This window comes from Polaromonas sp. DSP2-3-2b2, from assembly GCF_049895905.1.
Lineage (GTDB): Bacteria > Pseudomonadota > Gammaproteobacteria > Burkholderiales > Burkholderiaceae_C > Polaromonas.
The window spans coordinates 1-11303 of the sequence record NZ_JAFCTH010000042.1 but is presented as its reverse complement, the minus strand read 5'-3'; the positions used below and the strand labels follow the sequence as shown (position 1 = coordinate 11303).

Sequence of the window (11303 nt, the reverse complement as noted above, 5' to 3'; positions counted from 1 at the left end):
ACGGCGCGCCGGTTCAGACGCGGGTCACCCAAATCAATCGTCTCGAATTCTTGTTCCGCCCAGCCCATCCATCCGCCTCTTTTGTCATTGAGCTGCCTATGTTACGGACTTGTGTGTAATGGGATGCCTTCAGGCCGCTGCCTCTGCGGCTCAAGCTAGCAGGGCAGCCACCCCTGCCTTGGTCGGAACGCCGGTGATGGCGCTGTGGCCGCAATGCCCGGAGGTCGGCATCCACTCGGGCTCGGCCTGGAACAAGCCGGAGCCCGAGATCGCACTGGCCGCGAACAGCCGGGGCGAAACAGTGGGCGCCAGCCTCGGCAACAACGTGAACCCGCGCAACTTCAAGGGCAGCAGTTCGATGGTGAAGATCAGCCGCACCCGCTGGACCGGGCGACGCCCTGGACTTTTGGGCTGCGTGCGTTCCACGCCAATCTGTCGGCGCGTGGGCTGTTGACGCAAGCCGCTGGCCAACAGCTTCGCAACAGGGTAACCATTACCCGTCCTGGCATGATTTTTTCCCCTCCAGCGCCTTGCGTTTCAAGGAAGGGCTTCGGGCACAAGTCAGGACCAGCGCAAGAGCTTGCAGCCTTTTTTCCGGCGAGCGCACGGTTTTGCAATGGAAAGCAAGGTTGCAAATTTTGCAACGTATTGTTCCGTCATCGTCTGGGCTTGTGCAGCAGGGATATGGTCGGTCCATGGGCATCATCAAGCGTTCAGCGGCATTTTTCACGACGCGTCTGGTACTCGGAACATGATCCTGGAAAAAGCATGGAGCAAATGGCGTGCGGCATTCACCCGTGAATTGCCCAAAGCCGAGCCTGCGCCGCAACCAACCCCGTCTATGCCGTTGAAAGCAGATGGGTCCTCTTCAGCGTCAGGGTCAGCTCAGCCCAAGTCCGATGTAGCGCCGCCAGAGCCTGAATCCGAGCAGACGCCAGCACCCGGTGCATCAGCCTTGCTGGACGCATGGAGGGAACGGGAGTCAGCGTTGATTCACTCGCCTGATTCGCCGAAACCCGACAGTTCGCCGTTCTCTGAACGTCCTGGCCCACCACAGCCAAGTGCCCCCGTCCCCAAGCCCGCCGCGTCTGGCCCGAGGCGACTTACGACCTTTGCTCCGTGGTTGGTAGCCATTGCCGCGGCCACCGGACTGGGTGGATGGCTGTTGCTGAACACAGCGCCTGCAGACCTGCCGGGCAGCGAAAGACCGACTGCGGCACGGCCCGAGTCTGCGCAAGCGGCAGCGATGTCACTCGTCATGTGTCCTTCGGAGCCTGTGGTGCGCGTGGCGAGCGACAAGGACGGGCAGTTTCCCATGCAGGCCGACGTTTCGGGCCTGCTGGCGGTGGACATTGCCTCTTTCGTCGTCCTGAGCCAGGAAGCCTCGGCCGCAGGCCGTGCGCGCGACGCCGAGGTGGCCCTATTGATGTCGTGCAGGATCGCGGACAAGCTCAAGGGCGCGGCTTCGGTCGAGTCCGCCGACGCGAAATACCGGCTTGGACTGCACTATGCAAACCTCAGCCGTCGTGAAGGTCCTGCCGCCGCCCCCAACCGCGCCGAATTGCTGGCGCGCGCGCAAATCCTGATGGCCGACAGCCTGCTGACGTATTCGACCCGGTTTGGCGACAACGACGACAGGTCGCGGCTTGCGGCCAGCGCTCTGGCATCCGTCCGGCAGGCACTGGCGCAGTTAGCGCAGCCGCAGTCCGCACCGCTTGTATCACCTGCACCGCCTGTGTCGCCTGCACCGCCTGTGTCGCCCGGTGGAAATGGCGTTGCCGGGGCAGAAAAGTTACCAGCCTCTTCGCGGCCCGGCATCGCGGTGAGGCGGCCTGCCAGGCCTGCACCGGCCACTGAAGCCAGGGAAAAACCCCGACAGACCCCGCCCGTCCTTAAAGAATGCCCTCCGGCCGTTGCAACGCTGGGGTTATGCGACTGACCTTCATGAACCAGGAGAAAACAGCATGGACAAACTGATCCTGAGCGTACTGCTGACAGCAGCAATGCTTTGCCACGCTTCGACGGCGGTGGCTGAAGTGAATTACAAGATCGTGACGGCGTCCGAGCGCGGCACCTACATCAAGATAGGGCGCGATCTCGCCGAGTTCGTGGCGCCGTCGGCGGACATCCAGCTCGACGTGCTGCCGTCAGCCGGATCGGCCGAGAACGTGAAACTGCTGCGCTACGAGCCAGGCGTCAAGCTGGCCCTGGTGCAGTCAGACGTCTACCAGTCGTATCTTGACATCGCAGCCAAGGGAAATGCTGCCGCCAGCGCCTTGATACGGCCGCTGCGCGTGATCATGCCGCTTTACAACGAGGAAATTTACTTCATCGTGCGGGCCGATTCGGAGCGCAACTTCATCCACGAGATCATGAATGCCAAGCTCAACGCGGGCGAGCTGGGAAGCGGCACGGCGCTGACATCGGCCACGCTCTACCGCCTGATGTTCAACGAGGCCATGCCCGACAGCGCAAGCTTTCTTTCCAACGAGGAGGCCCTGGCCAAACTGGTCACCGACAAGACCCTTGACGTGGTCGCCGTGGTTGCGGGTCAGCCCGCCAAGCTGCTGGTGGACATGAAGCCCGAGTCGCGAAAGCTCATCAAGCTGCTCAAGTTCGACCCTAACCACCCCTCCAGCGAAGCGGTTCTCAAGACCTACTTTCCCGCCACCGTGCGCGCCAGCAATTACCCCAGCCTGCTGGCAGAAGATATTCCGGGACTGGCGGTCAAGGCTTTTCTGGTCACCTACGATTTCCGGCTCAAGGACACCGGAAATAACCTGAGAAACATGGCCCGCTCCTTGTGCCAGAACTTTTCGCAGCTCCAGGAAAAAGGGCACCCGAAGTGGAAAGAGGTTGAACTTTCCCTGCCGGAACTCGGCCGAGGATGGATCTACTACGCCCCGACGGCGCGCGAGCTTCGGTCCTGCGTGGCTGAAACCGCCAAGATGGGAACGGTTGTGAAATCAAGGCAACCAGCCAAAATGTGCTCGCAGCAGGAAAGCATCCTGGGCCTGTGCCCATAGCTCCGGTTGCCAGGGCCTGGAAAACGCCACGCGGGTTGAAACAGGCTCAAATGCAGGCGCCGACCTTGCCAGCGGCCAGGGTAATTTCCTGCGAATTCTGAAGTTTGGCGCGCGCCAGCGCGAAATTGTGGATGCCGGCATTGTTCCTCCGGTTGTGCGGCTTGTTTTTGAAGACAATTTGTCATCAACCACCAGGAACAAGACATGAAACTCGTTCGCTATGGCCCGCCGGGCCAGGAAAAACCCGGCCTGATCGATGCCGAAGGCCAGCTGCGCGACCTGAGCAGCCTGATCGGCGACATCGGGCCCGACCAGCTCGGCGATGCCGCGCTCGAAGCGCTGCGCCAGCACGACGCCAGCGCACTGCCGGCAGTCGTTGGTTCGCCGCGCCTGGGCAGCCCGCTGACCGGCGTGCGCAAGTTCATCGCCATCGGTCTGAACTACGCCGACCATGCAGCCGAGTCCGAGCTGCCGATTCCCGCCGAGCCCATCGTCTTCATGAAGGCCACCAGCTGCATCCAGGGCCCCGACGACGCCGTCATGCTGCCGCGCGATTCGGTCAAGACCGACTGGGAGGTCGAACTCGGCGTGGTCATCGGCACCCGGGCGCGCTATGTGACCGAAGACGAGGCGCTCCATCACGTCGCCGGCTACTGCACCATCAACGACGTCAGCGAGCGCGAATTCCAGATCGAGCGCGGCGGCACCTGGGACAAGGGCAAGGGCTGCGACACCTTCGGCCCGCTCGGGCCCTGGCTGGTCACGCGCGATGAGGTCGCCGACCCGCAGAACCTCGGCATGTGGCTCGACGTCAACGGCCGGCGCATGCAGACCGGCTCGACCCAAACGATGATTTTCAGCGTCGCCAAAATCGTCAGCTATGTGAGCCAGTTCATGACGCTGGAGCCCGGCGATGTCATCACCACCGGCACGCCGCCCGGCGTCGGCATGGGCATGAAGCCGCCGGTCTACCTGAAAGCAGGCGACCAGATCGCGCTGGGAATCGACGGGCTGGGCGAGCAGCGGCAGGTGGTGGTCGCTTTCCAGCGTTAGGTGATTCGCCCGAAAAACAGCCAAAAGCCCGGTTTTCGCACTATCTACGGGCGGTATTAGCTATATTTTAAATAGCACTAACCGATATTTTCCCGGCCCTGCATCTGGGACGGAGCCAGGGGTGTCGCCCGCGAAACACCGTCGCGGGCGGCAGGCGTTGTAGGCTGTCGGCCCCATCACGTATATCCCAGGAGGCACCCCATGAACATTCCTTCCCTGCAGGGCGCGGTCAGCGCCGAAGAATGGCAGCTGCGCTGCGACCTGGCGGCCTGCTACCGGCTGGTGGCGCTGTACGGCTGGAGCGACCTGGTGTTCACCCACATCAGCGCCAAATTGCCCGAGTCGGTTAGCGGCCTTGGTGCGCACCAGTTCCTGATCAATCCCTACGGCCTGATGTTCGACGAGATCACCGCGTCCAGCCTGGTCAAGGTGGACGAACAGTGCAACAAGGTCATCGACTCGCCGTTTCCGGTCAACCCGGCCGGCTTCGTGATCCACAGCGCCGTGCATGAAGCCCGGCTTGACGCGGCCTGCGTGCTGCACACCCACACGCGGGCCGGCGTGGGCGTCAGCGCGCAGGCCGGCGGCATCTTGCCCATCAGCCAGCAATCGACCTTCGTGCTGGCGTCGCTGGCCTACCACGACTACGAAGGCGTGGCCTTCAGGGACGACGAGAAGCCGCGCCTGCAGGCCGACCTGGGCCGGGCCAATTTTCTGGTGCTGCGCAACCATGGCCTGCTGGTAGTCGGCAAATCGATTGCCGACGCGTTTTTGAGCATGTACACCTTCGAAAACGCCTGCCGCATCCAGGTGGACGCGCAGGCCGGCGGCGGCGCGCTGACGCAGGTCAACCCGCTGATCGTCAAGGGCGTTTCCGAAGCCATGCGCGTGCAGACCGGCGGCCTGGGCGGCGCCTTTGTCTGGCCGTCGCTGATCCGCAAGCTGGACCGGAGCGATACCAGCTACAAAACCTGACGGCGGCGCTTAAAACCCGGCCAGGCCCAGCGATGCGGCAGCCGCCGGCTCGGCGGCGCTGCCCTCGCCATTGGCGGGCATGTCGCCCTCGTCGACGGTGATTTCCTTGCGCAGCATCTTCACCTCGCCAAAAATCGTGGCAAAGGCCACGTCCTTGGCGTCGCGGCCGGTGCCGATGCGCACCAGCCGGTCGATGGGCGCCATGCGCGTGGCGTCGAACAGCACCCAGCGGCCGTCGAGCCAGGCCTCGAACACGGCGTGAAAGTCCTGCGGCGGCTCGGCGAAATTCACATAGCCCACCACCAGCCGGGCCGGAATGTTCAGCGCCCGGCACAGCGTGATGCCCAGGTGCGCAAAGTCGCGGCACACGCCCACGCGCTGCACGAACACCTCCTGCGCGGTGGTGGTCGGCTGGGTGACGCCCGGCTGGTAGTCAACTGATTCGTGAATCCAGCTTTCCACCGCGCGCACCCGGCCCATGCCCGGCGGCAGGTGGCCAAACAGCTGCTGCGCCGCGCGGCGCAGCGAATCCGATTCACAGTATCGGCTGGGCATCAGGTAGTGCAATACGTCGTCGGGCAGGGCGCTGACGGGCGTCTCGTCCAGTTGCAGCGGCTGCAGGGCCGGATGCAGCTGCACCCGGGCGTGGTAGTTGACCGACAGCACGCCCTTGGGCGCGTCCAGGCGAACGAAGCGGTTGCCGCTGCGCTCGTCGGAAAAATGACGCACCTTCATGCTCGGCGTGATGGTCAGCCGCTCCTCGACGACCTCGTGGCCGGCATGGAACGCAGCGCCGATGTTCAGCAGGAAATGCGCCGGGCTACTCACTTCGTATTCAAGCAGGCAGTCAACCAAAGAGGTGTGCATGGGGTGGGTGTTTCCTGAAGGACAGACAAAAAATGGCCGGCTGCGTGACAAGCCGGCCGGCTAATCATGCTTGCGCGGCCGGGGGGAATGCGAATCGGTGCCGGCAAACCAGTTCTTGCAGGTCACGAACACGACGCGGACGGCGCGCTCCAGGATATCAGCGGAAAGCGCGGATCGGCGGCGTGCCTTGAGCCGGAACACCAGCAGGAACTCGGCAATTCGGGAAGGAAACCCGACCTGGCGCTGGGGCGCAATGGCTGGCACCGGGTGGCTTTCAGCTTCTCGGGGTTCTTCCCGGGACGACCAGCCCTGGAAAATACGGCCCTTCAACCGTGACACCACCGAGGCGGGCGGCTTGCTGTCGGTAGGCTCCATCACTTCATCACTTTCTTGGCGGCGCCCACGCCCAGCGCGGCCAGCACGATGAAAATGAGCGCCAGGATCAGGAACAGGCCGAACAGCACCTTGGCAATGCCTGCCGCCCCGACTGCGACGCCGCTGAACCCCAGGGCGCCGGCAATCAGTGAAATCACCGCAAAGATAATTGCGTACTTGACCATTTCTATCTCCCTTCAATGCCCTGGCCACATGCCCGGGGCACACGTCGATCCATTAAAACCATCCGTAAGACGATGCTTTTCATCCTAAAAGCGCATGCCGGTTTTCAAAATAAGCACCACCCGTTGCGCCTTGTAGGACATCACCTTGCCGGTACCGCAAATACCGCCTGACTGGCGGTCAGAGTTCTCTATCGTGGCATGGTTCAATGCCCGGGAAATGACGCATTTTCCATGCCATTATGGCGTGATGGTCAAACGGGGAAGCGCGGGCAAAAGCTGTTTTCCTTGACCAGAATCAGGGGCTTTGGGTGGCCTGCGCTGCAAGCCCCGGTTCATAATTGGCAGCTAAGTTTTCTCAAGGCTTGCCGCGCGCCAGACGGCCCGGACAAGCCGATCCGGTGCAGCACGCCTGTGTCTCCGTTCTGGCCGGCGGCCTGCCTTTTCACACCAGAACCAGGAAATTCAATGCCTTCTTTATTCGACACCGTTCAGGCCGGCGATCTGCAGCTGGCCAACCGCATCGTGATGGCGCCGCTGACGCGCAACCGCGCGCCCGACGCCATTCCCACCCCGCTCATGGCCGAGTACTACGCCCAGCGCGCCACGGCCGGCCTCTTGATCACCGAAGCCACGGCCATCAGCCACCAGGCGCAGGGTTATGCCGATGTGCCCGGCCTGTACGGCACCGAGCAGCTCGACGGCTGGAAGCGCGTGACCGGGGCGGTGCATGACGAGGGTGGAAAGATCGTGGTGCAGCTCTGGCACGTCGGCCGCGTCTCGCATTGCGACCTGCAGCCGGACGGAGGCCAGCCGGTGGCGCCTTCGGCCATCACCGCCAACACCAAGACGGTGCTGATCCGGGACGGCGTGCCGACTTTTGTGGCCACGTCCGAGCCGCGCGCGCTCGACGCGGGGGAACTGCCCGAGATCGTGCACACCTACCGGGCGGCGGCGCTCAATGCGGTGGTCACCGCCGGGTTTGACGGCGTGGAAATCCATGGCGCCAACGGCTATTTGCTCGACCAGTTCCTGAAGAACGGCTCCAACCAGCGCACCGACGACTACGGCGGCCCCATCCGCAACCGCGCGCGGCTGATGCTCGAAGCCACCCGCGCCATCGTGGACGCGATTGGCGGCGGCCGCACCGGCATCCGGCTGTCGCCGGTCACGCCAGCCAATGATGCGTTTGACAGCGACCCGCAGCCGCTGTTCGAGTACGTCGTCAAGCAGCTGGCCAAGCTGAATCTGGCGTATGTGCACCTCATCGTTGGCGCTACCGGCGGCGCGCGCGAGATGCCCGAGCGACCGTTCGACTATGCCGCGCTGAAGGCGGCCTACCGCGCGGCCGGCGGCAAGGGCGCCTGGATGGTCAACAACGGCTACGACAAGGCGACGGCCGAGCAGGCCCTGAAGGACGGCGCCGACCTGGTCGCCTTCGGCAAGCCCTTCATCGCCAATCCGGACCTGGTCAGGCGGCTGCGCCTGGATGCGCCGCTGAACGAGCCTGACAAGACCACCTTCTACGGTGGCGGCGCCGAAGGCTACACCGACTACCCAGTGCTATCGAATGAATAGCTGAAAGTGACCGCTGCGTCTGCGCAACAAGGCATTTGGATGCATGAAATGTCGTTTGAGACGCGTTTCAGCTGGCGACCAGCCGCAGGCCGTCCAGCGCCGCCTGCCGGGGGTCCGCCGCCAGCGTCACCGCGCTGACCACCGCCACGCCATCGTTGCCGCCGTTCAGGCAGGCCAGCACGCCGGGCAGGCGCTCCAGCGAAATTCCGCCGATCGCCACTACCGGATACGGCGCGGCCAGCGCGGCCCAGGCTTTGAGTTGCTCCAAGCCGACCGGCTCGTAAGGCATGACCTTGAGCGTTGTCGGGTAGACCGGGCCAATCGCCAGGTAACTAGGCTGCACCGCATGGGCGCGCGCCAGTTCGGCCGGCGTGTGGGTGCTCAGGCCCAGGCGCAGGCCAGCGCGGCGCAGGGCGTCGATGTCGGCGGTGTCGAGGTCTTCCTGGCCGAGGTGTACGCCATAGGCCCCAGCGGCCAGCGCGAACTGCCAGTGGTCATTGATGAAGACCTGCGCGCCCGACACTTTTTTGCCCGCTTCGACGGCGGCGCGCACTTCGCCCTCGATCTCGGCCGGCGTGTGGCCGGCGGCCTTGAAACGCAATTGGACGGTGCGCACGCCCCAGTCGAGCAGGCGCTGCACCCAGGCGGCGTCGTGCACGACGGGATAAAAGCCGATAGGGCCGGTCAGGGGGGCAAAAGGCGTCGTGGTCATGGCATCAGGCGTTTTCATGAGGCATGCCAGAACGGCACGCCAACCGTTGTGGTCGAAGCCTGCGCCGCAGCGCGCTCGGGCATCGGTGTCGATTCGTAAGCGGCGCGGCCCGCCGCCACGCCATCGGCAAAGGCGCGCGCCATGCGCACCGGGTCGCCTGCTTGCGCGACGGCGGTGTTCAGCAGCACGGCGTCAAAGCCCAGCTCCATCACCTGCGCGGCATGCGACGGCCGGCCCAGTCCGGCATCGACGATCAGCACCGCATCCGGCAGGCGCCGGCGCATGGTTTCCAGCGCGTAGGGGTTCAAAGGCCCGCGCCCGGTGCCGATGGGCGCGGCCCACGGCATCACCGCCGCGCAGCCCGCCGCATGCAGCCGCTGCGCCATCACCAGGTCGTCGGTGGTGTAGGCGAAGACCGAAAAGCCGTCCTTCGCCAGTGCCGTGGCGGCCTCCAGCGTGGCCACGGTGTCGGGCTGCAGCGTGTAGTCGTCGCCGATCACTTCGAGCTTGATCCACGCCGTGCCGAAAATCTCGCGCGCCATCTGCGCCAGCGTGATGGCCTCAAGGGCAGAGTGGCAGCCTGCCGTGTTGGGCAGGATGTGGCAGCCCAGCGCCTGGATGCGCTGCCAGAAGCTCGCGCCGCCGCCGCTCTCGGGCTGCAGCCGGCGCAGGCCGACGGTCAGCACTTCGGTGCCACTGGCGCGCACCGCGTCGCCCAGCACCTGCGGCGACGGGTAATGCGAAGTGCCGAGGAAAAACCGGCTGTTCAATGTCATACCGGCCACCGTCCAAGGGCTGCCGTGGGCGATGGGAAGGGCTGCGGAAATAGTCATGTGAATTGCTTCTTTAATTAGCCCGTGCGCAGTACACGGCGCAGGTATTGCTTTCTATCAGTAAACGCCATGGAACTGGCTTTGCCAGGCCATAGGCGTTGCCCCCTGCAAGGGGGGTTGGGCGCTACACGCAGTGAGCGCCCGGCGGGGGTGTGCCATTCTTAGCCTCCCGTTATTGGCGTGACCACGTCGATGCGGTCGCCGCCCTGCAAATTGCGTTCCGGCCACTGCGGCCGCGGCACGAAGCCGCTGTTGATGGCGCAGGCAAAGGCGCTTTTCAAATCGTAGCCGCGCTCCAGCAGCAGCGCGTGCAGCGTGGCCGCCTGGGTGGCGATGCGCTCACCGTTCAGGGAAATTTCAAAATTGCTCATGCCGCCTCCTTGGGTTCAATGCCCAAGAGTTTATGGGCCAGTTCATCGACCACCGCCGGCGCGCACAGATAGCCATGCCGGTACAGGCCGTTGATGTGCCAGACGCCGCCGCGCAGCGCGACTGCCGGCCGGTGGTCGTCGAGCGCCGGGCGCAGCGCGGCCGACAGGCGCAAGACCCGCGCCTCGCCAAAAGCCGGGTGCAGGCTGTAGAGCGCGCTGCCCAGTTCCAGCGTCGAGCGCAGCGTGACCGGGCCGGTGTCTTCCGACTCCAGCTCGGTCGCGCCGACGACGAACTGGTGGTCCGGGCGCGGCGCCACATACAGCGCATAGCGCGGATGCATCAGCCGCACCGGCCGCTGCAGGGTGACGCCGGGGCATTCGACGCGCAGCACCTCGCCGCGCACGCCGCGCACCTGCGGCCACTGCGCCTGGCTGCCCACGCCGCGCGCATCGACCGCCACATCGACCGCATGCGCTCCGCTGGCGCAGACGATGCGGCCTTCCTCGACCCGCTCAACCGCCACGCCTTCGTGCCAGGTCACGCCCAGCCGGTCAATTTCAGTCGCTAGCGCGGCCATCCACTGGTCGTTGGCCAGCTGGCCTTCGCTTTCCAGAAACAGGCCGCCGCCAAAACGCCCGGCCAGCGCCGGCTCCTGCGCGGCCAGCCCGGCCGCGTCCAGCGTGTGGACCTGCGCGCGGCACGCGTCGGGCAGCTTGTGCTGCAGCAGCCGGCTGAAATGGTCGAGCGAGCTCTGGTCCGGCGCGTGCGCCACGACCAGCGTGCCTTTCTGACGGAAATACACCGGCTCGCCGCCGCTTTCGGCCAGCTCGGCAATCCAGCGCGGCCAAAGCTGCATCGAGCGCTGGCCGAGCGCGAACACGGCGTCGTCCGACACCGCCAGTTCGGCCAGCGGCGACAGCATGGCCGCTGCCGTCATGCTCGCGGTGTCCAGCGCATCGCGCGGCCGCGAATCGAACAAAGTGACGCGGCAGCCGGCGCGCAGCAGTCGCCAGGCCAGCGTGCGGCCGGCCAAGCCGGCGCCGGCGATGCCGATATGGAGGGGAGCGTTCATGATGGATTGACTCGTGGTTGCCAGCCGCCCCGCCTTGCTCCTTCCCCCTCTGGGGGAAGGTTGGGATGGGGGCCGGCGGCGGGCGCAAAAGTGGATAAAAAATCTGTCTCGGGCAAAACCGCGTTGAATTTATATAAAAAGTGGCTGTAGCGCACGTCCTGCATGCGCCAGAAGATATTTTTTTAGGGGCTTAGGAAGCAGAGGCGATTAAAGCGGGTTGCTTCTGAGCAAGGCCAGCAGGGCATGATAAAGGCTTTG

14 protein-coding genes are annotated in these 11303 nt (G+C 64.7%); 5 read left to right on the top strand and 9 right to left on the bottom strand.

All coding sequences use genetic code 11. The features are described 5' to 3' along the window. The coding region (locus ACP7AD_RS18235; RefSeq protein WP_426166346.1) for an IS4/Tn5 family transposase DNA-binding protein at positions 1-68 on the bottom strand (68 nt) is incomplete at its 3' end. 82 nt (positions 69-150) lie between these two features. Beyond that, entirely contained in the window at positions 151-459 is a 309-nt protein-coding gene (locus tag ACP7AD_RS18230; protein WP_426166375.1) for a hypothetical protein, read from the bottom strand. A 787-nt stretch (positions 460-1246) separates the two neighbouring features. Between ACP7AD_RS18230 and ACP7AD_RS18225 the strand changes: the two genes are divergently transcribed. From ACP7AD_RS18225 to ACP7AD_RS18210, 4 genes are all read left to right on the top strand, one after another. After that, a complete protein-coding gene (locus ACP7AD_RS18225; protein ID WP_426149158.1) occupies positions 1247-1939 on the top strand; it encodes a hypothetical protein in 693 nt (230 codons plus the stop codon). Between the two features lie 25 nt (positions 1940-1964). After that, positions 1965-3026, top strand: a complete 1062-nt coding sequence (locus tag ACP7AD_RS18220) for a TAXI family TRAP transporter solute-binding subunit (RefSeq protein ID WP_426149157.1) — start codon at positions 1965-1967, stop codon at positions 3024-3026. A gap of 204 nt (positions 3027-3230) precedes the next feature. Then, the gene (locus tag ACP7AD_RS18215) at positions 3231-4079 is read left to right on the top strand and encodes a fumarylacetoacetate hydrolase family protein (protein ID WP_426149156.1); all 849 of its coding nucleotides are present in this window, start codon (positions 3231-3233) and stop codon (positions 4077-4079) included. Positions 4080-4280: 201 nt separating this feature from the next. After that, on the top strand, positions 4281-5054 hold the full coding sequence (locus ACP7AD_RS18210; RefSeq protein WP_029526826.1) for a class II aldolase/adducin family protein: 774 nt from the start codon (positions 4281-4283) through the stop codon (positions 5052-5054). 9 nt (positions 5055-5063) lie between these two features. Here ACP7AD_RS18210 and ACP7AD_RS18205 read toward each other — a convergent pair whose 3' ends face one another. From ACP7AD_RS18205 to ACP7AD_RS18195, 3 genes are read right to left on the bottom strand one after another with little or no spacing between them, the layout of a single operon-like run. Next, positions 5064-5921, bottom strand: coding sequence for a transglutaminase-like domain-containing protein (locus ACP7AD_RS18205; RefSeq protein ID WP_426149155.1), 858 nt, complete (start codon positions 5919-5921; stop codon positions 5064-5066). Between the two features lie 60 nt (positions 5922-5981). Beyond that, entirely contained in the window at positions 5982-6296 is a 315-nt protein-coding gene (locus tag ACP7AD_RS18200) for a hypothetical protein (RefSeq protein WP_426149154.1), read from the bottom strand. Next, positions 6296-6481 (bottom strand): DUF1328 domain-containing protein, encoded by a 186-nt coding sequence (locus ACP7AD_RS18195; RefSeq protein ID WP_426149153.1) that lies wholly within the window; start codon positions 6479-6481, stop codon positions 6296-6298. Before ACP7AD_RS18195 ends, ACP7AD_RS18200 begins: the two co-directional genes overlap by 1 nt. A 465-nt stretch (positions 6482-6946) precedes the next feature. Between ACP7AD_RS18195 and ACP7AD_RS18190 the strand changes: the two genes are divergently transcribed. Further along, complete coding sequence (locus ACP7AD_RS18190; protein ID WP_426149152.1) at positions 6947-8056, top strand: alkene reductase; 1110 nt, start codon at positions 6947-6949, stop codon at positions 8054-8056. 67 nt (positions 8057-8123) lie between these two features. Here ACP7AD_RS18190 and thiE read toward each other — a convergent pair whose 3' ends face one another. The 4 genes from thiE to thiO all read right to left on the bottom strand — a co-directional run bounded on the left by thiE (position 8124) and on the right by thiO (position 11045). Then, complete coding sequence (thiE, locus tag ACP7AD_RS18185) at positions 8124-8786, bottom strand: thiamine phosphate synthase (protein WP_426149151.1); 663 nt, start codon at positions 8784-8786, stop codon at positions 8124-8126. After that, positions 8783-9544, bottom strand: a complete 762-nt coding sequence (locus ACP7AD_RS18180) for a thiazole synthase (RefSeq protein WP_426149160.1) — start codon at positions 9542-9544, stop codon at positions 8783-8785. The genes thiE and ACP7AD_RS18180 overlap by 4 nt, the downstream gene beginning before the upstream one ends. Before the next feature lie 218 nt (positions 9545-9762). Beyond that, positions 9763-9972 carry a sulfur carrier protein ThiS gene (gene thiS, locus ACP7AD_RS18175; RefSeq protein ID WP_426149150.1) on the bottom strand — a complete coding sequence of 70 codons (210 nt, stop codon included), beginning with the start codon at positions 9970-9972 and terminating at the stop codon, positions 9763-9765. Then, on the bottom strand, positions 9969-11045 hold the full coding sequence (gene thiO / locus ACP7AD_RS18170) for a glycine oxidase ThiO (RefSeq protein ID WP_426149149.1): 1077 nt from the start codon (positions 11043-11045) through the stop codon (positions 9969-9971). The genes thiS and thiO overlap by 4 nt, the downstream gene beginning before the upstream one ends. Positions 11046-11303 lie beyond the last annotated feature (258 nt).